This window comes from Mesorhizobium sp. B2-3-14, from assembly GCF_006442175.1.
Taxonomy (GTDB): Bacteria; Pseudomonadota; Alphaproteobacteria; order Rhizobiales; family Rhizobiaceae; genus Mesorhizobium; species Mesorhizobium australicum.
This window is the reverse complement of the sequence record NZ_VFVP01000005.1, coordinates 331,876-358,190: the sequence shown is the minus strand read 5'-3', so window position 1 is coordinate 358,190 and position 26,315 is coordinate 331,876. Positions and strand designations below refer to the sequence as shown.

At 64.3% G+C, this 26,315-nt stretch carries 22 protein-coding genes and 1 pseudogene; 15 read left to right on the top strand and 8 right to left on the bottom strand.

Going from position 1 to position 26,315, the window contains the following annotated elements; all coding sequences use genetic code 11:
* Positions 1 to 10: 10 nt before the first annotated feature.
* From FJ950_RS16170 to FJ950_RS16150, 5 genes are all read left to right on the top strand, one after another.
* Positions 11 to 1,039, top strand: coding sequence for an alcohol dehydrogenase catalytic domain-containing protein (locus tag FJ950_RS16170; protein ID WP_140617509.1), 1,029 nt, complete (start codon positions 11 to 13; stop codon positions 1,037 to 1,039).
* A gap of 1 nt (position 1,040) precedes the next feature.
* Positions 1,041 to 1,772, top strand: a complete 732-nt coding sequence (gene hutC, locus FJ950_RS16165; RefSeq protein WP_140617508.1) for a histidine utilization repressor — start codon at positions 1,041 to 1,043, stop codon at positions 1,770 to 1,772.
* A 265-nt stretch (positions 1,773 to 2,037) separates the two neighbouring features.
* On the top strand, positions 2,038 to 3,048 hold the full coding sequence (locus FJ950_RS16160; RefSeq protein WP_140617507.1) for an ABC transporter substrate-binding protein: 1,011 nt from the start codon (positions 2,038 to 2,040) through the stop codon (positions 3,046 to 3,048).
* A 28-nt stretch (positions 3,049 to 3,076) separates the two neighbouring features.
* Entirely contained in the window at positions 3,077 to 3,940 is an 864-nt protein-coding gene (locus FJ950_RS16155) for an ABC transporter permease (RefSeq protein WP_140617506.1), read from the top strand.
* A gap of 10 nt (positions 3,941 to 3,950) precedes the next feature.
* Complete coding sequence (locus FJ950_RS16150) at positions 3,951 to 4,733, top strand: ABC transporter ATP-binding protein (protein ID WP_140617505.1); 783 nt, start codon at positions 3,951 to 3,953, stop codon at positions 4,731 to 4,733.
* 35 nt (positions 4,734 to 4,768) lie between these two features.
* On the opposite strand, the gene FJ950_RS16145 is transcribed toward FJ950_RS16150, so the two are convergent.
* The gene (locus tag FJ950_RS16145; protein WP_140617504.1) at positions 4,769 to 5,098 is read right to left on the bottom strand and encodes a hypothetical protein; all 330 of its coding nucleotides are present in this window, start codon (positions 5,096 to 5,098) and stop codon (positions 4,769 to 4,771) included.
* A 280-nt stretch (positions 5,099 to 5,378) separates the two neighbouring features.
* Between FJ950_RS16145 and FJ950_RS16140 the strand changes: the two genes are divergently transcribed.
* Positions 5,379 to 6,824 (top strand): DHA2 family efflux MFS transporter permease subunit, encoded by a 1,446-nt coding sequence (locus FJ950_RS16140; protein ID WP_140617503.1) that lies wholly within the window; start codon positions 5,379 to 5,381, stop codon positions 6,822 to 6,824.
* 53 nt (positions 6,825 to 6,877) lie between these two features.
* Here FJ950_RS16140 and FJ950_RS16135 read toward each other — a convergent pair whose 3' ends face one another.
* Positions 6,878 to 8,767, bottom strand: coding sequence for an ABC transporter ATP-binding protein (locus tag FJ950_RS16135; RefSeq protein ID WP_181171264.1), 1,890 nt, complete (start codon positions 8,765 to 8,767; stop codon positions 6,878 to 6,880).
* Positions 8,767 to 10,620, bottom strand: a complete 1,854-nt coding sequence (locus FJ950_RS16130; RefSeq protein ID WP_140617501.1) for an ABC transporter ATP-binding protein — start codon at positions 10,618 to 10,620, stop codon at positions 8,767 to 8,769. Before FJ950_RS16130 ends, FJ950_RS16135 begins: the two co-directional genes overlap by 1 nt.
* 300 nt (positions 10,621 to 10,920) lie before the next feature.
* Here FJ950_RS16130 and FJ950_RS16125 point away from each other — a divergent pair.
* Positions 10,921 to 12,111: pseudogene (locus FJ950_RS16125) on the top strand (NAD(P)-dependent oxidoreductase); the annotation flags it as partial.
* Between the two features lie 220 nt (positions 12,112 to 12,331).
* On the opposite strand, the gene hutH reads toward FJ950_RS16125, so the two are convergent.
* From hutH to FJ950_RS16100, 5 genes are all read right to left on the bottom strand, one after another.
* A complete protein-coding gene (gene hutH, locus FJ950_RS16120; RefSeq protein ID WP_140617499.1) occupies positions 12,332 to 13,828 on the bottom strand; it encodes a histidine ammonia-lyase in 1,497 nt (498 codons plus the stop codon).
* Positions 13,829 to 13,976: 148 nt separating this feature from the next.
* A complete protein-coding gene (locus tag FJ950_RS16115) occupies positions 13,977 to 15,071 on the bottom strand; it encodes an alcohol dehydrogenase family protein (protein ID WP_140617498.1) in 1,095 nt (364 codons plus the stop codon).
* Positions 15,072 to 15,079: 8 nt separating this feature from the next.
* Positions 15,080 to 16,459, bottom strand: a complete 1,380-nt coding sequence (locus FJ950_RS16110) for an aspartate aminotransferase family protein (protein ID WP_140617497.1) — start codon at positions 16,457 to 16,459, stop codon at positions 15,080 to 15,082.
* A gap of 33 nt (positions 16,460 to 16,492) precedes the next feature.
* Positions 16,493 to 17,986, bottom strand: a complete 1,494-nt coding sequence (locus FJ950_RS16105; protein ID WP_140617496.1) for an NAD-dependent succinate-semialdehyde dehydrogenase — start codon at positions 17,984 to 17,986, stop codon at positions 16,493 to 16,495.
* Positions 17,987 to 18,115: 129 nt separating this feature from the next.
* Positions 18,116 to 18,607 (bottom strand): Lrp/AsnC family transcriptional regulator, encoded by a 492-nt coding sequence (locus FJ950_RS16100; RefSeq protein WP_140617495.1) that lies wholly within the window; start codon positions 18,605 to 18,607, stop codon positions 18,116 to 18,118.
* An 83-nt stretch (positions 18,608 to 18,690) separates the two neighbouring features.
* Between FJ950_RS16100 and FJ950_RS16095 the strand changes: the two genes are divergently transcribed.
* The 8 genes from FJ950_RS16095 (at position 18,691) to eutC (ending at position 26,285) form a co-directional block, all read left to right on the top strand.
* Positions 18,691 to 20,076: a PLP-dependent aminotransferase family protein gene (locus tag FJ950_RS16095; protein WP_140617494.1), complete on the top strand. Its 1,386-nt coding sequence runs from the start codon at positions 18,691 to 18,693 to the stop codon at positions 20,074 to 20,076.
* Between the two features lie 178 nt (positions 20,077 to 20,254).
* Positions 20,255 to 21,046 (top strand): ectoine/hydroxyectoine ABC transporter ATP-binding protein EhuA, encoded by a 792-nt coding sequence (gene ehuA, locus FJ950_RS16090; RefSeq protein ID WP_140617493.1) that lies wholly within the window; start codon positions 20,255 to 20,257, stop codon positions 21,044 to 21,046.
* A 91-nt stretch (positions 21,047 to 21,137) separates the two neighbouring features.
* Positions 21,138 to 21,989: an ectoine/hydroxyectoine ABC transporter substrate-binding protein EhuB gene (gene ehuB / locus FJ950_RS16085; protein ID WP_015319079.1), complete on the top strand. Its 852-nt coding sequence runs from the start codon at positions 21,138 to 21,140 to the stop codon at positions 21,987 to 21,989.
* A gap of 172 nt (positions 21,990 to 22,161) precedes the next feature.
* On the top strand, positions 22,162 to 22,821 hold the full coding sequence (gene ehuC / locus FJ950_RS16080) for an ectoine/hydroxyectoine ABC transporter permease subunit EhuC (RefSeq protein ID WP_015319078.1): 660 nt from the start codon (positions 22,162 to 22,164) through the stop codon (positions 22,819 to 22,821).
* 34 nt (positions 22,822 to 22,855) lie between these two features.
* Positions 22,856 to 23,515 carry an ectoine/hydroxyectoine ABC transporter permease subunit EhuD gene (gene ehuD, locus FJ950_RS16075; protein WP_015319077.1) on the top strand — a complete coding sequence of 220 codons (660 nt, stop codon included), beginning with the start codon at positions 22,856 to 22,858 and terminating at the stop codon, positions 23,513 to 23,515.
* Between the two features lie 3 nt (positions 23,516 to 23,518).
* Positions 23,519 to 24,298 (top strand): ectoine utilization protein EutA, encoded by a 780-nt coding sequence (gene eutA, locus FJ950_RS16070; protein ID WP_140617492.1) that lies wholly within the window; start codon positions 23,519 to 23,521, stop codon positions 24,296 to 24,298.
* Positions 24,299 to 24,303: 5 nt separating this feature from the next.
* Positions 24,304 to 25,296, top strand: coding sequence for a hydroxyectoine utilization dehydratase EutB (gene eutB, locus FJ950_RS16065; protein ID WP_140617491.1), 993 nt, complete (start codon positions 24,304 to 24,306; stop codon positions 25,294 to 25,296).
* On the top strand, positions 25,293 to 26,285 hold the full coding sequence (eutC, locus tag FJ950_RS16060; RefSeq protein ID WP_140617490.1) for an ectoine utilization protein EutC: 993 nt from the start codon (positions 25,293 to 25,295) through the stop codon (positions 26,283 to 26,285). Before eutB ends, eutC begins: the two co-directional genes overlap by 4 nt.
* Positions 26,286 to 26,315: the final 30 nt, after the last annotated feature.

Sequence of the window (26,315 nt, the reverse complement as noted above, 5' to 3'; positions counted from 1 at the left end):
GACGATCGCGATGAGGGCGGCACGACTTTATGGACCGGGCGACCTGCGCGTCGAGGACATCGCCGCGCCAGGCATTCCCGATGCCGGCTGGGTAAAGCTCAGGGTCGATGCCGCCGGCATCTGCGGTTCGGACCTGCACAATTTCCGCACCGGCCAATGGATAAGCCGGGCGCCCTCGACGGCGGGCCACGAGTTGACCGGCACGGTGATCGCGCTGGGCGAGGGCGTCTATACCATTGCCGTCGGCGACAGGGTCGTCGCCGATTCCCGTTTCTGGTGCGGAGACTGCGCGCAATGCCGTGCCGGCAAGCGGCATCTCTGCGCTGCGCTGGGCTTCGTCGGCGAAATCTGCGACGGCGGCTTTGCAGAACAGGCGGTGTTGCCCGCACGTCTGCTGCATGTCATCGATGCGAGCCTTGACGAGCGCGTCGCGGCGATGGCCGAGCCGCTTGCCGTCGCGCTGCACGCGGTGCGGCGTCTGCCGAAGACGGTAGGTTCGGTTCTGGTCGTCGGCTGCGGGCCGATCGGTGGTCTTGCCGCGCTGTTGCTTTCGCGAACCTTCGCGGGCACGGTGCTTGTCGCCGACCGCAACCAGGCGCGCTGCGCCCGCGTGGCGCGAGTGACGGGCGCCACGATCGTCGATCTCGACCGCGAGGCCATTGCAGCCGCGACCGCCAATGTCCCGTTGCTGGCGGCCATCGAGGCGACCGGCAGCATCGCGGCGTTCAGCCAGTTGCTCGGCGTTCTCGATCCTGGTGGTGCGATAGCGATGGTCGGCATCTTCCAAGGCCGCCTCGACATCGACCCCAATGTTCTTGTCGAACGCGAGATCGCGTTGCTCGGCTGCCATGCTTTCGCGGACGAATTGCCCGACGCTGTCCGGATGCTGGGTGAGCTGAGTGAACCGCTGCTGGCCCTGGTCGATTGCGAGATCGGTCTGGACGACATCCCAGCCGCCTATGAGCGGCTGTTGGCGGGAAGCAGCGATGGCTTGAAAACAATCATCCGCATGCGGCAACCTGCCGGAAAGGATTTTTGAAATGATCGATTTGCCCGACACGGCAAGCCCCCTCTACGAGAAGGTGAAGGACTATATCCTGACCAATATTGGGACGGGCCGGTGGGGCAAGGACCGCAAGCTGCCGTCCGAGAATGAGCTAGTGGCGTCACTGGGCGTGTCGCGGATGACGGTCCACCGGGCTCTGCGGGAGCTGACCTCGGCGGGATTCCTGATCCGGCTGCAGGGTGTGGGAACATTCATCGCGCCGCCCCGGCCGCAGTCGACGCTGATCGAGATCAACAATATCGCTGCGGAGATCGTCGAGCGCGGCAACAGCCACCGCTCCGAAGTCCTCGTTCTCGAAACGATGATGCCGAGCAAGGAATTGGCACTGTCGTTCGAGTTTGCGAAGCGGGTTTCGATCTATCACTCCGTCGTCGTCAATTTCGAGAACGACTTGCCGGTGCAACTGGAGGAGCGTTTCGTCAATCCGGGCCTGATCCCCGACTACGACAAGCAGGACTTCACCAAGACAGCGACCTATGACTACCTGATGCAGAAGACGCCGGTGACCGAGGTCGAGCATATCATCTCCGCCATCCCGGCCGACAAGGAGGCCGCACAGCATCTCGGCATCGATGTCGGCAGTTGCTGCCTTCTCCTGCATCGCCGGACATGGACGGGGGCCATCGTGGCCACGATCAGCAAGCTGACGTATGCCGGCAGCCGCTACTCGCTCGGCAGCCGCTACTCGCCTTCCAAAGCGAGCTGAAGGCGACGGGAGCGAGCTGAAGGCGACGGGCCAATGCAAGCCGCCGAGCTGGATCAACCTGAAATTTGAGTCTCTCCAACTTGTATATGCATGTATGTATTTCAGCCTTGACATCCGCTGCCGCTGCCGCTGAAATATGTCAGCGCTTCAACCATGAAGTGGCGGGCAAGACGCCGAGGCACAGTGCCGCAAGAGCAGAACCCCGCAGTCTCACCAGACCGGATGCCTGGGTAAAAAGCGGTCTGATCATCAAGGGGAACGAAAGATGACGCTTAACCTAGCAGGACAATTTCGCGCGCTCGTGATGGCCGCCGCGATCGGGCTCGCCACCGCCCCGGTGGCCCACGCAGCCGATGCTGCCATCCCGACGACACCTGAAGCTGGATCGTTCAAGATAGGCATCGAGCCCTGGCTTGGATATGGTCAATGGCACGTCGCCGAGGCCAAGGGACTGTTCAAGACAAACGGTCTGTCGGACGTCCAGATCGTCAACTTTGCCGAGGACAAGGACATCAACGCGGCGCTCGCAAGCGGCCAGCTCGACGCCGCCAACATCGCCACCCACACGGCGATGGGCATGGTTGCGGCCGGTCTGCCGGTGAAGATCGTGCTGCTGCTCGATGTCTCCATGACCGCCGACGCCATCGTCGCCGGCAAGGATGTCACCTCCATCGCCGATCTCAAGGGCAAGCAGGTCGCTTTCGAGGAAGGCACGACGAGCGACATCCTGCTCAAATACGCGCTCGCCAGGAACGGCATGTCGGTCGCCGATATCCAGCCGGTTCCGATGCCTGCCGCCGACGCCGGCGGCGCCCTGATCGCGGGCCAGGTGCCGGTCGCGGTCACCTACGAGCCGTACCTCACTGTCGCCATGGCGCAGAACAAGGACGTCAAGCTGCTGTTCACCGCCGGCGAGGATCCCGGCCTGATCAGCGACGTGCTGGTGGTGCGTGACGAGGTGATCAAATCGCGACCCGGCCAGGTGCTGGCCATGATCAAGAGCTGGGACGCCGCGCTCAAGGATTATAACGCCGACACCCCCGGCGGCCGCGCCATCATCGCCAAGGCGGTCGGTTCCGACGTCAAGGACCTCAACACCGCTTTCGACGGGGTGCGCTACTATTCGCTCGCCGAAAACAAGACGGCGCTCACCGGCGAGTTTACCACCAAGACATTCGCCGATGTCGAAGCGGCCGCCAAGAACGCCAAGCTTCTGCAGGCCGATGTGACGCCGGAGCAGATGATCGATCCGTCCTTCGTCAAGGCGGCGCAGTGACGAGATCCGGATCGCGGTGGTAACGCGGATGTCCGGGGAGCCTCCCGCGAAAACCGGCTTGGCCCGCCCGGCACGAGCGCCCGCCGCAACACAGGCAAGGCGACGCCGATCCTCCGGGATCGGCGTGCCCATCGCCCGGTCGCGTTTCCTTGCGATAGCGGTGGCCGTCTTTGTTGGCCTTGGCCTTGCCTGGTGGGCAGCGACCGGGCTGGGATGGGTGAAACCCATCTTCCTGCCGTCGCCGGGCAGCGTTGCGACCCAGATCGCCAAGCTCGCCGCCGACGGCACCTTGTGGCTCGACCTCAGGGCTTCGATGTACCGCATTTCCATCGGCTTCCTCCTCGCCTCGGCACTGTCCATGCCGATCGGCGTGCTGATCGGCAGTTTCCGTTCCTGGGAGGCGGCCATCGAGCCGCTGGTCGATTTCATCCGCTACATGCCGGTTGTCGCCTTCGTGCCGCTCTCCATCCTGTGGGCCGGCACCGGAGATACCCAGAAATTCCTGATCATCTTCATCGGCACTTTCTTCCAGCAGGTGCTGATGATCATGGACAATGTGAAACGGGTTCCCGCCGACTTCATCGGCCTTGGGCGCACGCTCGGCCTGCCGGACCGCAAGATCCTGACGCGCATCGTCGTTCCCAGCGCCTTGCCGGGCATCTGGGACACGCTGCGCATCAGCCTTGGCTGGGCATGGACCTGGCTGGTGCTGGCCGAACTCGTCGCTGCGACATCCGGCCTCGGCTATCGCATCACCGTGTCGCAGCGCTATTTCCAGACAAACACCATCATCGGCTACATCCTGCTCTTGGGCGTGCTTGGCCTCATCACCGATCAGGTCATGAAGGCCCTGGAGAAGGTGCTGTTTCGGCAGGAAGGCCACCAGCAATGAGGAACCGCCGGTGACTGTTCCCAAATTGCGCATCGCGGGTCTCGACAAGAGCTTCGGCACCGGCGAGCGGCGCACGCAAGTGCTGCGGGACATCAATCTCGACCTCGCCGACAACGAGTTCGTCTCCCTCGTCGGCACGTCGGGCTGCGGCAAGAGCACGCTGCTGTCGATCGTCGCGGGACTGCAGGATTTCGACGCCGGCGATCTCAGCATCGATGGCGCGCCGATCCTGCAGCCGGGCCTCGACCGTGGTGTTGTCTTCCAGTCCTATACGCTGCTCCCCTGGCTGACGGCGCGGCAGAACATCGAGTTTGCTCTCAAGGCCGCCGGCTATGATCGCGCCGCCTGCCGCGAGATCGCGCTCGAGCATCTCGACCTCGTCAAGCTCACGCAAAGCGCCGATCGCTTCCCGTCCGAACTGTCGGGCGGCATGAAGCAGCGCGTCGCCATCGCGCGCGCTCTCTCCTATCGCCCCAAAATGCTGCTGATGGACGAACCCTTCGGCGCGCTCGATGCCTTGACCCGACACCAGATGCAGGAACTGCTGACCCAGATCTGGGAGGAGCACCGGCTCACGGTGCTGTTCGTCACGCATGACGTGGAGGAGGCCGTTTATCTATCGGACCGCATCGTCGTCATGGGGATCGGCCCGGGACGCATCATGCAGACCTTCAACGTCGACATTGAGCGCCCGCGCCGGGAAGAGGTCATGGAGACTCCGGCCTTCATGGATTTGCAGCGCGGCGTGCATAGGGCGATCCGCGAGGCGTCGAGACGTCCCGAAATGGCGTGATGCCAGCAAACTTCGTCGGCTCCGGCGGTCAGGCGTTAGGGGCCGTGGGGACCGCACAGGCCGAGCGTCCACTGGATGGTTCCACAGAAGTCGTCGGCACGGCCCCGGTAGCTGCCGTAGCCATTGTAGTAGCTGTCCATCCAGTCGTTATTGTCGGCCGAATTCTCGCCGGTCCAGCCCCTGCCGACCCAACCGTGACGGTGGCCGCGTCCGCGGTTCGCGGCGTGCGCGTGGTCATTATGGGCGGCGTTGACGCGGACATAATGGTGCCTGGTGACGGCGGCATCGGCCACAGCGGCAAACGGGACGGCGCTCGCGGCCAACAGCACCACGAGGGAGCCGAGGAATACGCTTCGCTTTCTCATCAGCATGTCTCCTTGCCATTCGAGACATATGGGAAAGAACGCCCGGCTCGCTGCACACGTTCCTTCACGAAATCGGGACGGCGCTCGCTGAAATGGGCAGTGTTTGTCCGCGGCACTCGTGGTGCCGGTCAAGATTTGTTGACTTCCAGCGAAGCGGAAATGACTACCGCTCGCCGATTTGCCGGATCACAAGAGGGCCTGCGATCAGGCCCGGCTGGCCGGCAAGGCAATCTTGCCTTTGAACCGGGACAAGCCACTTTGGCCGGTAGAAGCCATCTGCATGACGGAATTGACCAGAGCATTGGAACAGCCTCAATTTGCCACCGAGCGCGACCCGAGGCTGCGGCTGATCATTCCGATCATCGTCGCCATCGCGTTTTTGATGGAGCAGCTCGATTCCACCATCATCACCACCGCGATCCCGGCAATAGCGCAAAGTCTCGACACGACGCCGGTCCGTCTGAACCTTGCGATCACCACCTACATCTTGACGCTCGCCGTGTTCATCCCGGTCAGCGGCTGGTTTGCCGACAGGTTCGGCGCGCGCAGGGTGTTCGCGCTGGCGCTTTTTACCTTCACCCTTGGCTCGGCGCTGTGCGGCATGGCCGACAGTTTCGGCATGCTGCTGGCGATGCGTGCCCTGCAGGGGCTGGGCGGCGCCATGATGACGCCGGTCGGCCGGCTGATCCTGCTGCGCAGCTTTCCGCGCAGCGGCCTGATCACCGCCATGACCTATATGACCCTGCCGGCCATCATGGGGCCGGTCATCGGGCCGCTGCTCGGCGGCCTGCTGACCACCTACGCGTCGTGGCGCTGGATATTCTATGTCAACGTGCCGTTCGGCTGCCTTGGTATCGTTGCCGCGCTGCGCTTCGTCGACGACTTCCATGGCGAGGCGGTGCAGCGTTTCGATGTCCCGGGCTTCCTGATGGTGGGGTTTGGCGTGGCACTACTGCAGTTCGGGCTGGAGAATATCGGCCGGCCGGTCATTCCCGGGTCCGCGACGGTGCTGGTGTTGGCCGCGGCCGCGTTGCTGCTGCTTGCCTTCGGGCGCTATGCGCGCCGCGTCGTGGCGCCGGCTATCGACCTGACGCTGTTTCGGTTCCGCTCGTTCTGGGTCGGCACGCTGGCGGGCGGCCTGTGCCGCGTCGGTCTCAACGGCGCGCCGTTCCTGGTGCCGCTGATGCTGCAGGTCGGCTTCGGCATGAGCCCGGTCACATCAGGCTCGCTGACATTCGTCGGCAGCTTTGGGGCGCTGCTCATGCGGCCGCTGCTGTCGCCGCTGCTGCGGCGCTTTGGCTTCGGTGTGGTGCTGGTCGGCAGCGCGCTCGTCGGCTCCGCCACCGTGGCGGGCTTCGCCCTGATGGGTCCCGATACGCCGCATTGGCTGATCGGTTTCTATGTCTTTCTGTTCGGCATCGTCCGCTCGGCGCAGTTCATGACATCCAACACCCTCTCCTACGCCGATCTGCCGGCCGACAAGCTCAGCCGCGCCACCAGTCTTGGCGGCGTGCTGCAACAGCTCAGCGTGTCGCTTGGTGTCTCGATCGCCGCCATGCTGCTGGGCCTGATTGCGGGCGAAAGCCATCTCCTCACGCCGGAACGCTTTCACCAGGTGTTCCTGCTGACCGCGATCATCCCGCTGCTCTCGATTCCGGGCTTCCTGTACCTGCGCGCCGAAGACGGCGTTCAAGTTAGCGGCCACGTCAGGGGATCTCGCAAATAGGTCTTGTCGGAGGCATCAGGCAATCCGTCGGCTCGCACCTTGCCAGCACCGGCTCACGTCGCTTTGCCGACCGAAGCGTCCATTCCCATGTCTTCCTCGGAAATGTCGTCGAAGGAAGCGTAGTTCATGTTGTAGAGGCGGGCGTAAAGACCTTTTCTCTTCATCAACTGTTCATGGTTGCCGCTTTCGACGATCTCGCCATTCTGCAGCACGATGATGCGGTCGGCGCCCCTTATGGTCGCCAGCCGGTGCGCGATGACCAACCCGGTGCGCCCTTCGAGCAGCTTGACCAATGCCTTCTGGATCAGCATCTCGGTGTAGGAATCGATGCTGGCGGTGGCTTCGTCGAGCACCAGGATCTTGGCGTCGGCCACCAGCGCCCGCGCGAAGCTGATAAGCTGGCGCTGGCCGAGCGAGAGATTGCCGCCGCGCTGCTCGAGTTCGGTGTCGTAGCCGTCAGGCAGTTGCTCGATGAAGTGGTGCGCGCCGACGGCTTGTGCTGCGCGGACCACCTCTTCGCGGCTGGCGCCGGTCTTGTGATAGCGGATGTTCTCCAGCACCGTGCCGGAGAACAGGAACGGCTCCTGCAGCACCATGGCTACCTGATCGCCGAGCGAATCCTGCGTCAGGTCGCGCACGTCATGGCCGCCGACCAGGACCTCACCCGACCAGACATCGTAGAAGCGGTGCACCAGCGCCATCGAACTCGACTTGCCTGATCCGGTCGGCCCGACAAGCGCGACCGTCTCGCCCGGATTGACGCGGAACGCGATGTTCTTCAGCACCGGCTGGTTCGGCCGGTAGCCGAAGGTGACATTCCGGAACTCGACCGAACCGTCCATGTCGCGCGACAGCGCCACCGCATTTTCCTTGTCGCTGACATCCACGGGCACGTCGAGCACTTCGGAAATGCGCTGGCCTGACGCCATGGCGCGCTGCATGACGCTGTATTGCATGGTGAGCGAGCGGATCGGGTCGAAGAAGCGCTGGATGTAGAACAGGAACGCCACCATCACGCCGATATCGAGACTGTGCGACAGCACCATCGACCCGCCGACGACGATCACGGTCGCCATGGCGATGCCCGTCAGTGTGTCGACGATCGGCACCATCACCTGCGCATATCTCGCCGACCGCAGATGGGCGTTGAGATTGGCCAGCACCTTCTCGTCATAGAGATCGAAATTGACGTGCTGGCGTTCCAGGCTCTGCACCGTACGCACGCCATGGATGCCTTCGGCCAGCGCCCCGTTGGCGATGGAGTTGGTCTCGTGCGCGGCCATGAAGGCGACCTTGGCGCGCGGCAGCCAGAACAGGCGCACGATGAACAGCGCCGGCATGGTCGACAGCGTCAGCAGCCCGAGCCGGAAGTCCAACCACAGCAGGACGGTGACGATGCCGAACAGAAGCACGATGTCGCCAACCGACATCACGGACGTCTCGAGGAATTCCTGCATCGAATTGACGTCGCCCTGCAGGCGCGACATCAGCCGGCCGACCTCGGTCTTGTCCATGAAGCCCAGAGAGACACGCTGCAGGTGGCTGAACATGGCGCGGCGCAGGTCGGACAGCACGTTCTCCGCCACCTTGCCGACGACGCTCTCCTGGACATGGCTGGCGGCGTAGTTGATGAAGATGATCACGGCAAAAGCGGCGATCGCGGTGATCATCACCGAACGGTCGAGCCTGCCTGGCGCCATGCCGTGATCGATGGCGTAGCGGATGACCAGCGGGATCGCCAACTGTGTCAGCGTGAACACCAGCACCGCCGCGACCGAGATGAAGATCCGGCCCCGATATGGTCTGACGAAGCTCCAGATGCGCCTGACGATTCGTGGATCGTAGGCCTTGCCGAAGACCTCTTCCTCATCGCGGTGCGAGCCGACGACGGCCTTGGTCGGGCGTCGGCTTGTATCTTCCTTCTCGTCGTCCTGCGTCGACATCAGGCGGCTCCCTCGAGCCGATCGTCGTCCGGGCGCAACTGCAGGTCGTAAAGCGCGCGGTAGCGTCCGCCGAGCGCCAGCAATTCCTCATGCGTGCCGCGCTCCACGATCCGGCCGCCCTCGACGAACAGGATCTGGTCGGCATGCATCAGCGAACTCAGCCGATGCGAAATGATGAGCGTCACGCGATCCCTGGCGAAGCGCTTCATCGCCGCCCGGATCCGCTGCTCGGTGCCGGCGTCGACCGCGGCCGTGGAATCGTCGAAGACCAGCACCGATGGTCTTAGCATCAGGCTGCGCGCGATGGTCAGGCGCTGCCGCTGGCCGCCGGAAAGCGAGGCGCCGCGTTCCCCCACGACCGTGGTGTAGCCGGCCGGAAGCCCGATGATGTAATTGTGCAGCTGGGCATATTCGGCGGCCTGGCCGATGCGGGTCTCGCGCGCCCAGGGATTGCCGTAGGCGATGTTGTTTTCGATCGAGGTGGTAAACAGGAACGCATCCTGCTGCACGACGCCGACCGCCTTGCGCAGCGATTGCAGCGTGACCTTGCTGATGTCCTGTCCGTCGATGGTGATCGCGCCCGAGGTCACGTCGTAGAAGCGCGGGATCAGGTGCGCGATGGTCGACTTGCCGCTGCCTGGCGGCCCGACGATGCCGACGGTCTCGCCGGGCCTTGCTTCGAAGGAAACGCCGGAAAGCGTCGGACGCTCGCCCGCGCCCTCATAGCGAAAACCGACATTGTTGAAGCGCAGCACGCCCTCGGCGATGACGAGCTCCCTGGCGTCGGGCGCGTCCTCGATGTCGAGCTCAGCGTCGAGCAGTTCGAACAGCCGCGTGCCGCAGGTCGAGGCGCGCGCGAAGGAGTTGACCATCAGGCCGAGCTGGCGCACCGGCATCTGCAATATGGTCATGAAGGTGAGGAACTGGGCCAGCGTGCCGACGCTGATCTGACCCGCGATCACCTTCTGGCCGCCGAACCACAGCACCAGGCCCATGGCGGCAAGGAAGGAAAAATTCATGGCGCTGGTGTTCGAGACGCGGATGTCGACACGCTCATTGGCGAGGTCCAGTGCGTCCCGTTTGGCACGGTCGAATTTTGCCAGCTCATGCCGTTGAGCCGCGAAGGCGCGCACGACACGGATGCCGCCGAGATTCTCGTCCATCACCCGGCTCAGCACCGACAGCCGCTCCTGCAGCGTCAGCCAGGTGCTGCGCAGTCGGAGCTGCGTCACTGACGAGCGCCAGGCAACAAACGGCACGAAGCTGAGGCTCAACAACCCGAGCACGAGATCGGTGCTGATCAACAGATAGGCGCCGACACCGATCAGCACGCCAAGCAGCACTACGCGCAGGATACCGGTCGAAAAGAACATGCGCACGCCGTCGAGGTCGAGCAGCCCGAGGGTGATGAGATCGCCGGTATGGACCTTGTCGTGGAAGGAAAAGCTCAGCCGCTGGATTTTCTCGTAGAAGGCGAGCCGCAGCTCATAGCCTGTCCGGTGGCCGACGGCCTCGCCATAGTAATTCTGCGCCATGGTGAAGAGGCCGCGCAGGATGCTGATGACCAACAGCGTCAGCGCCGTATTCCACAGCGCCCGCTCGGCCGCGGTGCCGGCACCCGCCGCCATCACCCCTTGCGCCTGGTCGATGGCGCGCCCCAGCAGACGCGGAATGAAAAGCTGCAGCGTCGCCGCGATAAAGGTCGAGATGAGGGTGATGGCAACCTGCCAGGGATGGCGCAGCGTCATGCGCACGATGCGCAGCAAGGTGCTGAGGCCCTTGCCCCAGGAGGCTTCCGCCACATGGGCAAATGATTTGCCGCGCTTGGCCGCGCTGGTCGCATCAGTGTGCAAGGAATACCAGACCAATCCGGACATTAGCCCGAACGAATGTAGCAGACTCAATCAGATAGCGCGATTTTACGCGCGTCCGACCTGCCCGTTCAAGGGACCAATGGCGGCATCGCACTGTACCTGAAACCGGCAAGATCGTGTCGCAACTCGCCGCTGGTCTGCCGCCGGTGATCGATCTCGCGCCGTTCCCGGCGGATAGGTTCTGATTATTCAAAGCCTGCCGGACCAGCAGGACTCCGCTCTTGCACGAAGGAAACCGACGTGATCGCAAATGCCGACACCCGCGCCGTTGAACCGGTCGATCCGCAACGCGCCTACACCGTGCTGGTCTGCGATCTGATCGGCCTGCGCTTCGACGCCGACGGAAAGCCCGACCCGTCGGAGGTGCGTGCGCATATCGAAGCCAAGGGCGGCCGCTTTCATGCGGCTGCGCTTGGCGACAAGGCCGCTCTCGAATCTGACCGCGTGCATTTCTTCTATCAGCCGGACCTCAGCACCCGCGAAGAGCTGATCGAAGTCGCCGGCGATGGACGTTATGATGCCGTCATTGCCGCCGCGACCTTCCTGCCCGCCGAAACCGTCTTTCCGCTCGCCGGCGTGCGCATCGGCGCCGGCACCGGCAATATGGGTTCGCATTCCTGGGGCGGCGGCAGCGGCGAAGGCGGTACGGCCGTGCTGATGAATACGCCCGGCATCAACAGCCGCGCCACGGCGCAGATGGTGATGAAGGCGATCCTGAAAGTGCTGCCGGATCTCCCGGTTGACTTGCTTCACAACCGGGTGGCGCGCGGCGCCTTCGACACCGGCAGGGAGCTGCGCGATTTCCCGACCGAAAAGCTCGAAGGCAAGACGATCGCGATCGTCGGCTACGGCAATATCGGCAGGGAGGTGGCCAAACTTGCCCGGGCCTTCGGCATGCGCGTGGTGATCCACGCACGGCCCCGGCATCGGGACTGGATAGAGGCCGAAGGCTTTGTCTATGCGACGGACCTCCTCGATGCGGCTGATGGTGCCGATGTGTTGAGTGTTCATGTCGGCCTGGGCAAGCAGGATGCGCAGACCGGCCGCTGCGCCAATGCCGGGCTCATCGGCGCGGATGTCCTGTCGCGCGTGAACAAAGGCGCGGTGCTGGTCAACTACGATCGCGGCGAGCTTGTCGACGTTGCGGCCCTCGGCGAAGCCTTGTCCTCGGGCAGGGTGCGTCATGCCGCGATCGATGCCGACTTGTTCAAGGATGCCGCGACCGGTCGCCTTTCCGGACCGATGCTGCCCTATCTGGGCCTCGTCGAGAAGCACAGCGGAAAACTCGAGCTTCTGCCGCATGCGGCAGCCGATACGGATCATCCCTCGCGCGTCGCCGGCGCCAAGCAGGCCGTCGACCAGATCTTCGATGTCATCTGCCGAAAGTCGGTGACGAACGCAAAAGGCAGCGTGCCGCCGGCCTATCTTTCCCTTGGAGCAACCACGCCTCCAGGCATTGGATTGGTGACCTCCGGCCAGCTCTTGAAACTGACCGCTAGCGAATGTTCCGAGCTGGCGGATCTCTGCGATCGGCAAGGCCGGTTGTGGAAGGCTCTCTCCGATACCTCGCCTGCCGAGCGAGGCGCCGTTGTCGCCGAGCAGGGCGAGGACTTGTCCGGTTGATCGACCGCTTCTGCCTTCTGGCCGAGAACCTCAATCTCAGGGGACCTTTCCAGCGATAAGCCGGAACTCAGTCTCGGGGACCAGCCACCATCCGGGCGACCCGCGTCATGTCCGCGCTCATCTCGCGGTCGTCGTCGAGCGGGCTGACGAGCGCACGCACGGCGGCGTAGGTGCGCCGTGGTCCTTCGCCCATACTGTCGACGACGCCGCGCAACTCCACGCCCGTCGCCGCGAAGATCAGCTCCATCGCCACGAGATAGCGCAGGCGTTCGACAATCTCGGCTGTCTTGGCCACCACCCGTGGTGCCATCGACGACTGGTCCTCGATCCCGTCCGATACGGCAAGCGGGCTGAGCGACATCGGGTTGGCCAGATGCCGGATCTCGGCCTCCAGCGCGGCAAGCGGTTTCTGCAATTCGGCGTAGCCTTGGCGGCTGCCGCCCCTGGCCGACAGGAAGCGCGGCAGTTCCGCCACCGTCGGCGACATCAGCTTCATGCAGCGATTGGCGGTGCCCACGGCGCAATGCGCAAGCGCCTGGCCGAGCTGCTCCCAGGCCAGCGTCATCGCGGTGAGGTCGAAATTGCCGTTCGAGACGACGCGTCCGTCCTCGGGTAGGATCACCGGGTTGTCGCCGGAATGGGCCAGTTCGATCTCCGTTGCCAGCTTCGCCTGTTCGAACGCATGCAACAGGCCGCCCCACACCTGCGGCACGCAACGATAGCTGAGCGGATCCTGGAGCCGCCGCGCGGCGTTCTCCCTCCAGAGTCCGCTTCCAGCGAACTCCGCCCGCAGCCGCGCCCCGATCTCCCGCTGGCCGAACGCCGGTCGCGCCGACAGCGCAGCTTCATCGATGGCGGTGAGTGACGAGCGGAACGCTTCGTGGTTGAGCGCCACCGCGGCCAGCGACCAGTCGATGAGGTGGGCGACATCCTCCAGGCAAAGGCACGCCGTGCCGGTCGACAGGCTGTTGGCGACGATGATGGCATGGCCATCCATCTCGCGCAGGTCGAGCGGTTCGAGCCGGGCGAGCGCGAGCGCCTCGGCCGACGGCATGATCCTGCCCTGGAACTCCGTCTCGCCGTCGCCGCGCAGCGCTCGCGCCATGTGGCCGAGATGGGCAAGGTCCGCCGCTCCGATCGATCCCCAGGTCGGGATCACCGGATGGACGCCGGCGTTGAGTGCCGCCACAAGGCCCATCACCACGCGTTCGGAAGTGCCGGTGCCGCCGGCGGCCATTCCCGAAATGCGCGCGGCCATCAGCGCGCGGACCGCCTCGGTGGGAAGGGCCGGGCCGATGCCCATGCTGTGGCTGAGCGGCACGCTGTGTTGGAAGGCGATCAGATCGGCCTGCGCGAGCGGCGTGTCGACGCAGGCGCCGAGGCCGGTGGTGACGCCGTACATCGGCTTGCCGAGTTGCGTCAGCTGCTCGATGAGCGCGCGGCTCGCCCGGATGCGGCGCATCGCCTCCTCGCCCAACATCAGCCGCGCATTGCGCCGCGCGATCTCGGCGACATCCTCGATGCCAAGCGGCTTGGCGTCGAGCAGTATCATTCGGGCTGTCATGTCTCGCCTGTATCCGTGACCGTATGCCCGGGCCGACGGCGCGGCGGGCGTCACCGTTTGTGGCGGCTTACCGGCTGGTCTGCAAGCCATTCCGATTGTGGCGGCAGCAGGCGAGGGGAGCTTCAGGCGAAATGCAGGTTTCGGCAGGTCACCTCGCGACGGCGTCGGGCACCACCACCAGCTTGCCAACGAAATCCTTGGCGACGAAATCGGCCTGCGCGTGGTGGAAATCGGAGAGTTTGTAGACGCCGCCGACAAGCGGCCGGATCTTGCCCTCTTCGATATAGCGAACGATGCGGCGGAAGTCGGCGCGCGAGCCCTGGCTCGAGCCGTGCAGCTGCAACTGTTTCAGATACATGGTCCTGAGATCGAGCTGGACGACCGGACCTGCGATCGCGCCGGCGGTCGTGTAGCGGCCCTCGGGCCTCAGGATGCGCAGCAGATCGTTGAAGATCGCGCCGCCAACGAGATCGGCGACCACATCGATCGGCTGGCCGCCGGTCGCCTCGCTCACGGCTTGCGGCAGGTCCGCGACGCCACGGGTGACGACCGCCTCGGCGCCGATGTCGAGCACCGCCTGTTCCTTGCCCTTGCCGACGACGGCATAGGGAATGGCGCCGCGCGCCCGCGCCAGTTGCACGATGCCGGAGCCGACGCCGCCCGACGCGCCGGTGACCAGCACCCGCTCGCCTGCCTTGAGCTTGGCCCGTTCCAGCATCTGTTCGCCGGTGAGATAGGCGCAGCAGAAGGTGGCGAGTTCGACGTCGCTCAAAATGGTGTCGACAACATGCGCGTTGTCGGCCGGCACGGTCTGATACTCGGCATAGCCGCCGTCGCGGCCATGGCCCATATAGTCGATGTCGGCAAGTGAATCGTCGTCGCGGTTGTAGATGGAGAAATCGACCATCACCCGTTCGCCGATTCGATCGGACGAAACGCCTTCGCCGACGGCAACGATGGTGCCGACAGTGTCGGTGCCCTGGATGCGCGGGAAGGTCAGCGTGTTGCCCTGGCGGCGCCAAGTCGAAACGGCGGCCGCGTCCTCTTCCGTGCCATAGGCGCCCTGGCGCACCCAGACATCGGTATTGTTCATGCCGCAAGCGGTGACTTTCACCAGCACTTCACCTGACGCGGGCGCGGGCACTTTCACATCGGTTCGGTAGACGAGCTTTTCCGGTCCGCCGTGCCCGGTGAGCAGCACGGCGGCCATGGTGGCGGGGAGGGTTTTGGTCATGGCATTCATCGGTCGTCTCAGAGATTGGCAAATACGCTGTTCACGGCATCGGCGGTCTTGGCCACCACGATGTCGGCTTCCTCTCGGGTCAGGCACAGCGGCGGCGCAAAACCGAGAATGTCGCCCTGCGGCATGGCGCGGCCGATGACGCCGCTTGCGGCAAGGGCCGTGGCGACCTGCGGCCCGATCTTCTGCGAAGCATCGAAGAAGACACGGTCGTCGCGGTCTTTGACGAATTCCACCGCCGCCAGCATGCCGTCGCCGCGCACCTCACCGACATGTTTGTGACCCCCGATGGCCTTGGCCAGTTCGGCACGGAAATAAGCGCCGGTCTCGCCGGCATTCCGCACCAGGTCCATCTCATCGATCAGTTCAAGATTGGCGACGCCGGCGGCAACGCAGATCGGATGCGCCGAATAGGTCCAGCCATGGCCGAGCGAACCGAGCTTGTCGGAGCCCTGCACCAGCACCTGCCACATCTTGTCGGCGACGATGACGCCCGACAGCGGCGCATAGGCAGAGGTCAGGCCCTTGGCGATGGTGATCAGGTCGGGCTTGATGCCATAATGGTCGGAGCCGAACATGGTGCCCAGTCGGCCGAAGCCGGTAACCACCTCGTCGGCGACCAGGAGCACGTCATACTTCTTCAGCACCGCCTGGATCTTTTCCCAATAGCCGGCGGGCGGCGGCACGATGCCGCCGGTGCCGAGGATCGGCTCGCCGATGAAGGCGGCGACGGTTTCGGGCCCTTCGGCGAGGATCATCTCCTCGAGCTTGTCGGCGCAATGCTGCGAGAACTGCTCCTCGCTCATCGAACGGTCGGCGCGGCGGAAATAGTACGGCGCCTCGGTATGCAGGATTGGTGCGCGCGGCAGGTCGAAGGCATTGTGGAAGAGGTCCAGCCCAGTCAGCGAGCCCGTCATGACACCCGAGCCGTGATAGCCGCGCCAGCGCGAGATGATCTTCTTCTTCTCCGGCCGCCCCAGCACATTGTTGTAGTACCAGATCAGCTTGATGTTGGTTTCGTTGGCATCCGAACCGGAGAGGCCGAAATAGACCCTCGACATGCCCTTCGGCGCGCGGTCGATGATCATCTTGGCGAGCGTGATCGACGCCTCGGTGCCGTGCCCGACATAGGCGTGGTAATAGGCGAGGTTCTTCGCCTGGGTCGCGATGGCATCTGATATCTTCTGGCGGCCATAGCCGACATTGACGCAATAGAGGCCGGCGAAGGCATCGATGCTCTTCCTGCCATTGTTGTCCCAGACGGTGACGCCTTCACCGCCGGCCATGATCCGCGTCGGCGATTCACCGCGTGCGTGGGTGCCCATATGCGTTGAGGGATGGAAGAAATGGTCGCGATCCCATGCGGCGAGTTCGTTGGATTGGTCGAGCATTTTTAACTCCTTGAAAGAGATCCGGGTGCGAGCCTACGCCACATCCAGGCAAAGGTATTTGAGGTCGGTGAAAGCTTCTAGCCCGTGGCGCGAACCTTCGCGGCCGATGCCGGACTGCTTGACGCCACCGAACGGGATCGGCGCGCCGGTGATCTTCACACGGTTGATGGCGACCATGCCGTAGTCGAGCGCGCGGCCCATGCGCTGCTGGAGCGCGCCGTTCTCGGTCACCACATAGGCGACCAGGCCATATTCGGTCGCATTGGCGCGTGCGATGACTTCGTCCTCGCTGTCGAAAGGCGTGACGGCGGCGACCGGACCAAAGGTCTCTTCGCGCATGATCAGCGCGTCGTCGGCGACATCGGCCAGCAGCGTCGGCTGGTAGAAGAGCGGTCCGGCCTGATGGCGCTTGCCGCCGGCGAGGCAACGCGCGCCGAGGACCACGGCGTCGGCGACCTGTTCCTCGACCTTCTTGACGGCGCGCTCATGCATCAGCGGCCCGATGTCGATGTCATCGGCCAAGCCATTGCCGGCCCGCAGCGCCTCGACGCGCTTGGCGAAAGCGGCGCAGAAGCGGTCATAGAGCGGACGCTGGACATAGATGCGGTTGGCCGCAAGGCAGTCCTGGCCTGATGTGGCGAATTTGGCGTCGATGGCAATGGTCACCGCTTTGTCGAGATCGGCATCGGCAAAGACGATCAGCGGCGCGTGACCACCAAGCTCCATCACCAGCCGCTTCATCGTCGGCGCGCTTTGGGCGGCGATCAGCCGGCCGATCTCGGTCGAGCCGGTAAAACTCATGGCGCGCACGCGCGAATCTTCGCACATGCGTCCAACGATCGTCGCGGCCTTGCCGGTGACGATGTTGAAAACGCCGGCCGGCAGTCCGGCGCGTTCGCCGAGTTCGGCCAGCGCCAGCGCCGAAAGTGGCGTCTCAGAAGACGGATGGGCAACGATGGTGCAGCCGGCGGCAAGAGCGGCGGCTGCCTTGCGGGTCAGCATCGCCGAAGGAAAATTCCACGGCGTGACCACGCCGACGACGCCGAGTGGTTCGCGCCGCACCATCATTTCCGCGTTCGGCAGATGGCTGGTGACGCTCTCGGCGTTGAGGCGTTTTGCTTCCTCGGCATACCACTCGATGAAAGAGGCGGCGTAGTCGATTTCGCCAAGCGACTCCTTGAGCGGTTTGCCCTGCTCAAGCGTCATCAGCAAAGCGAGGTCGTCTTTCGCTGCGATGATCAGCTCGAACCATTTTCGCAGGATTTTGGAGCGCTCCTGCGGCAGCAGCGCCCGCCAGGCCGGAAAGGCGCGCGCGGCGGCGTCGATGGCTTTTGTCGTCTGGCCGGCATCGAGCGCTGCGACGAAGGCCACGGTGGTGCCGGTCGCGGGATCGGTGACCTCGAAACTCTCGGCCGCCTCGCTTGCCGTCCAGTGGCCGTCGATATAGGCGAGTTCGCGCAGCAGCCGGCGGTCGGCGAGCCGGTCGAGCGCTTCGTGGCGATGCGAGCGGGCGAAATGCGCGGACATGGTCGAAGCCTCCCGGTTCGGTTTGATGCGGGGAGACTACCCATCACCGGCAGACAGAGAGGCTGTTTGGACGCCTGGCCGTAGAGAGAGTCTCTCTATTGCGGCGAGGGGGCAGTCGATCTCTCCGGTCTAGGTCGACGCCGGCAGCAGGTCCGCTATCGGCAGCGCGATGTCATCCTTCACCGTCTTGATGACGATGTAGGTGAAGTAGCGGTCGATGCCGATCTCGCGATCGAGCAAGCCGTCGACCAGCCGCTGATAGGCGTCGATGTCGCGCGCCATCACCTTCAGCACATAGTCGACGCCGCCGCCCACCGACCAGCAGGCGACGATCTCGGGAATGTCGCGGACGACGCGCTCGAAGCGGTCGAAATCGGCCTGGCGATGGCTGGCCAGCGTCACCTCCATCAGCACGGTGGCGACTGGCGCCACAACGCGCATGGCGATCCGGGCATGATAACCCGAGACGATGCCGGCCTTTTCCAGCTTGCGCAGCCGCATCCAGCACGGCGTCGGCGACAGCCCGACCTGCTCGGCCAACGCCAGCTTGGTGATGCGTCCATCACGCTGGATGGCGTCGAGGATTTTGAGGTCGATCGCGTCGAGTTTCGCAGCAGTCATCAGCGCTCACTTTTTCGTCGATCGTACCATGACGGCGCATTATTTCGATTGTCAATTGCACTGATTTCGATCTCTAATAAGTCATGACATTGTGGCACCCTGATCCCGCGCTCATCCGGCGGCCGGCCTATCAATCGTTGGCCGACCAGTTCGCGCGCGCCATCCACGACGGCCGCCTCGCCAACGGCACGCGGTTGCCGACCCATCGCCGCCTGGCCGACGACCTCAAGCTTTCAGTGCAGACGGTCAGCCGTGCTTATGAGGAACTGATCCGGCGCGGCCTGATTTCGGGCGAGATCGGCCGCGGCAGCTTTGTGCAGACGCAGCGCCGCGAACCGGAGCCGCCTTATCTGCCGGAGCGCCTGGGTGAAGTCATCGACCTGTCGATCCTGAAGCCGGTCTGCGAGCCGATGCACCTGGAGCGGATGAAGCAGGCGCTGGGCTGGCTCGCCGAAAACCTGCCTTCGAGTTCGGCACTGTCGTTCCGGCCAAACATGGTGTTCCCGCGCCACCGTGCCGTGGCGGTCGAATGGCTGAAGCTGTGCGGGCTGGACGCCTCCGCGCAGAACATCAGCCTCACCAATGGCGCCACGGCCGGCATGACGGTGGCGCTGATGAGCGTGGCGCCGCCCGGCTCCACCGTTGCCACCGAGGCGATCGGTCATCATACGCTGGTGCCGCTGGCGCGCTATCTCGGCTTCAATCTTCAAGGCCTGCCGATCGACAGCAATGGCCTGATTCCGGAAGCGCTGGACGAAGCCTGCCGGCTGTCCGACATCCGCGCCGTCTTCGTGCAGCCTTCGGTAATCAATCCCACGGCAACGCTCATGGATGCGGAGCGTCGCGAGCAGATCGCGGCGGTGGCGCGCAAGCACGACATCGCCATCATCGAGAACGACGTGCTGGGTCCCTTGGTCGAGGATCGACCGCCGCCGGTCGCCGCTTTCGCGCCGGAACGGACGCTCTACGTCACCTCCTTCACCAAGATCACCGTGCCCGGCCTGCGCATCGGCTATCTCGCCGCGCCCGATCGCTACGTTGCCGCTGTCGCCAACCGGCATCTCGTCTCGAACTGGATGGCGACACCGCTGGTGGCCGAGATCGCCACCAAATGGGTGACCGACGGCACCGCGATGGAGCTGGTGCGCTGGCAGCGCGCGGCGTTGCGGCGGCGACAGGACATCGCGGGCGAGGTGCTGGCCGGCGTCGACTACCGTGCCCGTCGCGACGGGCTGCATATCTGGCTGCAACTGTCGGCCGACCGTTCCGAGGAAAGCTTTGTCGCCCAGGCTCGGCTGCAAGGCGTGGCCATTGCGCCGGGCACCTCCTTCCGTATTTCGGATACCCCCTGGCATCCGGCGGTGCGCATTTCGCTGGGTTCGACCACCGAGGGGGAACTGCGCGCGGGTCTCGGCGTTGTCACCAAGCTCTTGCTTGGCGATCCGGAGCATCTGCTGCTTGCAATCTGAGCATGCCACCCAATGCACTAGGGCGTTCTGACATAGGCATGCCCAAAAAGCCGGCTGGGATCGACCGGAGAATGTGCGCAATCAGAATAATTGTCATGATATTATTTTCCCAATTGACATGATTTGGCGCGTTCCGCATCGTTAGGGCACCAGGCTTCTCCAGCACGGGGAAATTCATTTGTCCGCAACCGCGCCCATCATCAAGATCGACAGCATCTCGAAGAGCTTTGGCAGCTTCAAGGTTCTGGACGGCCTGTCGATGCAGGTCATGCCGCGTGAGAAGCTGGCGCTGATCGGCCCCTCCGGCTCGGGCAAGACGACGATCTTGCGCATCCTGATGACGCTGGAGCGCATCGACGGCGGTCACATCCAGATCGACGGCGAGCAACTCTACCACATGGAGCGCAACGGTCAGCTGCTGCCGGCCGACGAGCGCCACCTGGCGCGGATGCGCCAGAAGACCGGCATGGTCTTCCAGCTGTTCAACCTGTTTCCGCACAAGAGCGTCATCGACAATGTGACCCTGGCGCCGATGCTGACCAAGGGCACGCCGCGCGCCGCCGCGCAGAAGCGGGCGATGGAACTGCTCGAGATGGTCGGCATGGCCGACAAGGCGAAGGCGATGCCGGCGCAGCTGTCAGGCGGTCAGAAGCAGCGCGTGGCGATCGCCCGTGCGCTCGCTTTGCAGCCGAAGATCATGCTGTTCGACGAGGTGACGTCGGCGCTCGACCCGGAACTGGTCGAGGAGGTGCTCAACGTCTTGTGGCGGCTCTGCGCCGAGACCGACATGACCATGCTGCTGGTCACCCATGAGATGGGTTTCGCCCACGACTTCGCCGACCGGGTGCTGTTCTTCGATCGCGGCAGGATAGTCGAGGAAGGCAAGCCCGACGAGATTTTCCGCAATCCCAAGCAGGAGCGCACGCAAGGGTTCCTGAAGAAGATCATCGCGGCCGGACATCGTGTCTGACCGCATGCCAAAGGCGGCGATGCCGTCCCTATGGGCGGTTGAGCCGTCCTAAGATCACGCAAACCAAGACAAGAACAAGGAGTTGGGAACAATGAAGAAACTTGGAACTCTGGCCGGCGTCGCCGGTCTCGCGCTTTCGGCGGTTCTGGCCGCCTCGATCACGGGTTCGGCCGACGACAGCAAGCTTGAACAGCTGAAGTCGCAAGGCTTCGCTCGCTTGGCCATCGCCAATGAGCCGCCCTATACGGCTGTCGCCGCCGACGGCAAGGTTTCGGGTGCCGCGCCCGACGTCGCGCGCGAGATATTCAAGCGGCTGGGCGTTGCCGATGTCGCCGCCTCGATCTCGGAATATGGCGCCATGATTCCCGGCCTGCAGGCCGGCCGCTTCGACGTCGTCACCGCCGGCCTGTTCATGAAGCCGGAGCGTTGCGCCGCGGTTGCCTATTCCGAGCCGGTTCTGTGCGACGCCGAGGCGATGCTGGTGAAGAAGGGCAATCCGAAAGGCTTCAAGAGCTACGAGGATGTCGCCAAGGACACGTCCGCCACCATCGGCGCGCCGGGCGGCGGCACCGAGGAGAAGCTTGCGCTCAACGCCGGCGTGCCACGCGAACGCGTCATCGTCGTGCCGGACGGCCAGAGCGGCCTGAAGATGGTGCAGGACGGCCGCATCGACGCCTATTCGCTGCCTGTCCTTTCGATCAACGACCTGATGAAGAAGGCCGCCGATCCGAACCTCGAAGTCATCGCCCCGGTGCAGGGCGCGCCGGTCTATTGCGACGGCGCGGCCTTCAAGAAGGGCGACGAGGCGTTGCGCGATGCCTTCGACGTCGAACTCGCCAAGATGAAGAAGTCGGGTGAGTTCGCAAAGATCATCGAGCCCTACGGCTTCTCGGCGGCGGCGGCTATGTCGACCACGCGCGACAAGCTCTGCGCGGCGAAATAAGGGCGTCTTTCTTGCCTTCTCCCCGTTCACGGGGAGAAGGTGTCACGAAGTGACGGATGAGGGGCGGCGCCATATTTCGACAAGCTAGCGCTGCCCCTCATCTGCCTGCCGGCATCTTCTCCCCATAAACGGGGAGAAGGAAGCTGAAACCAACGTTGGAAACTTCAACTCAATGACCCAGTGGTCCGGCTATTTTGGCCTGATATTGCAGGGAGCGCTTGTCACCATCGAGCTGACGCTGATGGGGTCGGTGCTCGCCCTGATCATGGCCTTTCTCGCCGGCATGGGGCGCCTGTCGCGCTTCTTCGTGCTGCGGGCCCTGGCCACGGCCTATATCGAGTTCTTCCGCGGCACCTCGATCTTCGTGCAGCTGTTTTTCGCCTATTTCGTGTTGCCGCTGGTGGGCTTCGAACTGACCCCGCTGCAGGCCGGTGTGTTGGCGCTGGGCTTGAATGTGGGCGCCTATGCAGCCGAGGTGGTGCGCGGCGCCGTGCAGTCGATCGGCCGCGAACAGCATGAGGCCTGCGTCGCGCTCAATCTCGGCCGTTGGCAAGGCATGCGACACGTCATCCTGCCGCAGGCGTTTCTGGTGATGCTGCCGACGTTCGGCAACAACGCCATCGAGCTGCTCAAGGCGACATCGGTGGTCTCGCTGATCTCGCTCGCCGACCTGACGTTCCAGGCACAGGTGGTGCGCGCCCAGACCGGCAACACCATGGTGCCGTTCACCACCATCCTCATCATCTATTTCATCCTGGCGCTGCTCATCTCGTGGGGTGTGCGCTCGCTGGAACGCCGCATGGCGCGCGGCCTCGACGGAGTGCGCGTCTGATGGCCAGAGCATTCCTGATGAATTGGGTCCGCTGATGGATTGGGACTGGGACTTCGTCCGGCAGATCCTGCCGACCCTGATCCAGGGGGTGAAGATCACCATCCTGGCGACGCTGCTCGGCTCGGTGCTGGCCGCGATCGTCGGTCTGGGCATCGCGCTGGCGCGCCGCTCGCCCAACAAGGCGCTGTCGCGCACCGTCGGTTGGGTGGCCGAATTCATCCGCGGCACACCGCTCTTGGTGCAGCTCTATTTCATCTTCTACGTCTTGCCCGACATCGGCATTCTCTTGCCGCCGCTGGTCGCCGGCGTCATCGGACTTGGCCTGCACTACGGCACCTACACGGCGGAGGTCTACCGCGCCGGCATCGACAATGTGCCGCGTGGTCAGTGGGAAGCCGCCAAGGCGTGCAATCTCAGCGCGCGGCAGACCTGGTCCCACATCATCATCCCGCAGGCTATTCCGCCGATGATCCCGGCGCTGGCCAACTATTTCATCGCCATGTTCAAGGAGACGCCGCTGCTCTCGGCGATCACCGTGCTGGAGCTGATGAACCAGGCGAAAAGCGTCGCCAACACCTATTATCGCTACCTTGAGCCGATCACGCTGGTCGGCGCCTTCTTCCTTGCCATCAGCCTGATTTCGGTCGTGCTGCTGCGCTGGCTGGAACGCCGCTACGGCAAGATCGAAAGATAAAAGATGAAGCCCTTGTCCGAGATCAAGCTTGTGCCCGACCGGCCAGCGCTCGATGAGCGTCCGCTGGAGCGGCGTGTCGGGCTGATCATCCTGGCCACCGACCACACGACCGAGCCGGATTTTCGCCGCATGGTGGCGAGCGAACGGATCGGCGTCTATGTCGCGCGCATTCCCTACGCCAACCCGACGACGCCTGAGAACCTGCGCAAGATGCAGCCGGCGCTGACGGCGGGCGCTGCCTTGATCCTGCCTGACGAGCCGCTCGACGCCATCTGCTACTCCTGCACGTCGGCCTCGGTGGTGATTGGCGATGCCGAGATCGAGACGGCGATCCAGGCCGCCAAGTCAGGTATACCCGTTGTCACTCCTCCGATGGCTGGCGTGCGCGGGCTGAACGCCTTCGGGGTGCGCCGGATCAGCATCCTCACGCCCTATACCGTGGAAACCTCCAGACCGATGGCGACCTATTTCGCCGAACGTGGCTTCGAAATCCTAAGCTTCACCTGTCTCGGCTTCGAGGACGACCGCGAGATGGCGCGCATTGCCCCGGCAGCCCTCATCAATCTCGCGCGCCGGGCGATGCATCCGCAGGCAGACGCGCTGTTCGTGTCGTGCACGGCGCTGCGCGGCGCGCTGGCGGTCACTGGCATGGAACAGGCGATCGGCCGCCCGGTGGTGACCAGCAATCAGGCGACCGCCTGGAATTGCCTGCGCCTTTGCGGTGATGAGACAGCCCATCCCGAATTCGGCCGTCTGATGACGCTGCCCTTGCCGCGCGGTTGACGACCATGGCGACCGTGACCCTTGGCGATATCCGTACCGCGCGCGCGCGAATTGCCGGCAAGATCGAGCGCACGTCGATCGTGCTTTCGGCAAGTCTCTCCGAAAGGCTGGGCGTTCCGGTTCAACTCAAGCTCGAGCACCGCCAGACCACCGGCAGCTTCAAATTGCGGGGCGCTTCGAACGCCGTCGCTTCGCTCAGCGCAGGGGAGAAGGCGCGCGGCGTCGTCGCGGCATCGACCGGCAATCATGGCCGTGCGCTTGCGCATGCGGCAAAGCTCGAGGGCATGCGTGCTGTGATCTGCATGTCTCGACTGGTACCCAGGAATAAGCTGGACGAAATCCGCCGCCTCGGCGCGGAAATCCGTATCGTTGGCAACAGCCAGGACGATGCCCAGCAGGAGGTCGAGCGGCTGGTGACGGAGGAGGGGCTTGTCATGCTGCCGCCCTTCGACCATCCGGCCATCATTGCCGGTCAAGGCACGCTCGGGCTGGAGGTGATGGAGCAGGTCCCGGATGCCGCTCTGGTACTGGTGCAACTCTCCGGAGGTGGGTTGGCCTCGGGTGTAGCGGCGGCCGTCAAGGGTGTCCGTCCCGGAACAAGAGTCGTCGGCGTTTCGATGGCGCGGGGCGCCGCGATGAAGGCCAGCCTCGATGCGGGCCGCCCCGTGCTGGTCGAGGAACTGCCGACGCTGGCGGATTCGCTCGGCGGCGGCATCGGCCTCGACAACCGGCTGACCTTCGCCATGTGCCGCGACCTGCTCGACGATGTCGTCCTGCTCAGCGAGGACGAAATCGCTGCCGGCATTCGCCACGCCTATGAACAGGAACGCGAGATCGTCGAGGGAGCCGGTGCGGTAGGCATCGCGGCGCTGCTCGCCGGCAAGGTCAAGGCGGAGGGGCCGGTTGTGGTTCTGCTTTCCGGCCGCAACATCGACATGCAACTGCACAGGAAGATTGTCTGCGGGGAAATGCCATCGATTTCGGAGCGCGCCGCATGAGCAGGATGACCATCCTCACCGAAGCTGAACTGCGCGCAATCGTGACGCTCGATCTCGACGCCGTCGCCTGTGTCGAGAACGCTTTTCGTGCGCTTGCCACGCTGCCGGTGGCGATGCCGCCGATCCTGCGGCTCGATATCCCCCAGCATCGCGGCGAGGTTGACGTCAAGACCGCCTATGTGCCTGGTATCGATGGCTTCGCCATCAAGATCAGCCCCGGCTTCTTCGACAATCCCAAACTTGGCCTGCCCAGCGTTAACGGCATGATGGTGCTGCTGTCGTCGAAGACAGGGTTGGTCGAGGCTTTGCTGCTCGACAATGGCTATCTCACCGATGTTCGCACCGCTGCTGCGGGAGCCGTTGCGGCCAAGCATCTGTCGCGGCCGGACTCATCGGTCGCCTCGATCTTCGGCGCCGGCGTCCAGGCCGGGCTGCAACTGCAAGCGCTGACGCTGGTGCGGCCGATCACGCAGGCCCGCATCTGGGCGCGCGATGCCGCCAAGGCCGAAGTGACCGCGGCCACCTTACGCGAAAGGCTCGGCGTCGACGTACGCGCCGAGACCGACGCAGCCAACGCTGTTGCCGGTGCCGACATCGTCGTCACGACCACCCCATCGACCGAACCACTGATCAAGGCAGGGTTTGTTTCGGCCGGCCAGCACATCACCGCCATGGGTTCGGACGCCGAGCACAAGAACGAGATAGCGCCGACGATCCTACGCATGGCCGATCTCTATGTCGCCGACAGCGCGAAACAGACGCGGCGCCTGGGCGAATTGCACCATGCCATCGCGGCGGGCGTGATGGCTGGAGACGCGGAGGTGACCGAGCTCGGCCAGATCATCGCCGGCGCGAGGCATGGCCGGCGCTCGGCCGGCGACATCACCATCGCCGATCTGACCGGCACGGGCGTGCAGGATACGGCGATCGCCACGCTCGCCCGCGACCGTGCGCTGGCCGCGAAAGCCGGAACGATCTTTGAAAGCTGACGCCGGCCGCAGGAGCATGATCCGGAAAAT

What these genes read in the sequence shown, in the direction of transcription:
- FJ950_RS16110 (WP_140617497.1), bottom strand. Translation starts at nt 16,459, where the DNA reads ATGCTCGACCAATCCAACGAACTCGCCGCATGGGATCGCGACCATTTC.
- FJ950_RS16145 (WP_140617504.1), bottom strand. Translation starts at nt 5,098, where the DNA reads ATGAGAAAGCGAAGCGTATTCCTCGGCTCCCTCGTGGTGCTGTTGGCC.
- FJ950_RS16160 (WP_140617507.1), top strand. Translation starts at nt 2,038, where the DNA reads ATGACGCTTAACCTAGCAGGACAATTTCGCGCGCTCGTGATGGCCGCC.
- FJ950_RS16100 (WP_140617495.1), bottom strand. Translation starts at nt 18,607, where the DNA reads ATGACTGCTGCGAAACTCGACGCGATCGACCTCAAAATCCTCGACGCC.
- eutA (WP_140617492.1), top strand. Translation starts at nt 23,519, where the DNA reads ATGAAGCCCTTGTCCGAGATCAAGCTTGTGCCCGACCGGCCAGCGCTC.
- FJ950_RS16135 (WP_181171264.1), bottom strand. Translation starts at nt 8,767, where the DNA reads ATGTCGACGCAGGACGACGAGAAGGAAGATACAAGCCGACGCCCGACC.
- FJ950_RS16105 (WP_140617496.1), bottom strand. Translation starts at nt 17,986, where the DNA reads ATGTCCGCGCATTTCGCCCGCTCGCATCGCCACGAAGCGCTCGACCGG.
- FJ950_RS16170 (WP_140617509.1), top strand. Translation starts at nt 11, where the DNA reads ATGAGGGCGGCACGACTTTATGGACCGGGCGACCTGCGCGTCGAGGAC.
- FJ950_RS16155 (WP_140617506.1), top strand. Translation starts at nt 3,077, where the DNA reads ATGTCCGGGGAGCCTCCCGCGAAAACCGGCTTGGCCCGCCCGGCACGA.
- eutC (WP_140617490.1), top strand. Translation starts at nt 25,293, where the DNA reads ATGAGCAGGATGACCATCCTCACCGAAGCTGAACTGCGCGCAATCGTG.
- ehuD (WP_015319077.1), top strand. Translation starts at nt 22,856, where the DNA reads ATGGATTGGGACTGGGACTTCGTCCGGCAGATCCTGCCGACCCTGATC.
- hutC (WP_140617508.1), top strand. Translation starts at nt 1,041, where the DNA reads ATGATCGATTTGCCCGACACGGCAAGCCCCCTCTACGAGAAGGTGAAG.
- FJ950_RS16140 (WP_140617503.1), top strand. Translation starts at nt 5,379, where the DNA reads ATGACGGAATTGACCAGAGCATTGGAACAGCCTCAATTTGCCACCGAG.
- ehuC (WP_015319078.1), top strand. Translation starts at nt 22,162, where the DNA reads ATGACCCAGTGGTCCGGCTATTTTGGCCTGATATTGCAGGGAGCGCTT.
- eutB (WP_140617491.1), top strand. Translation starts at nt 24,304, where the DNA reads ATGGCGACCGTGACCCTTGGCGATATCCGTACCGCGCGCGCGCGAATT.
- FJ950_RS16115 (WP_140617498.1), bottom strand. Translation starts at nt 15,071, where the DNA reads ATGAATGCCATGACCAAAACCCTCCCCGCCACCATGGCCGCCGTGCTG.
- hutH (WP_140617499.1), bottom strand. Translation starts at nt 13,828, where the DNA reads ATGACAGCCCGAATGATACTGCTCGACGCCAAGCCGCTTGGCATCGAG.
- FJ950_RS16095 (WP_140617494.1), top strand. Translation starts at nt 18,691, where the DNA reads ATGACATTGTGGCACCCTGATCCCGCGCTCATCCGGCGGCCGGCCTAT.
- ehuB (WP_015319079.1), top strand. Translation starts at nt 21,138, where the DNA reads ATGAAGAAACTTGGAACTCTGGCCGGCGTCGCCGGTCTCGCGCTTTCG.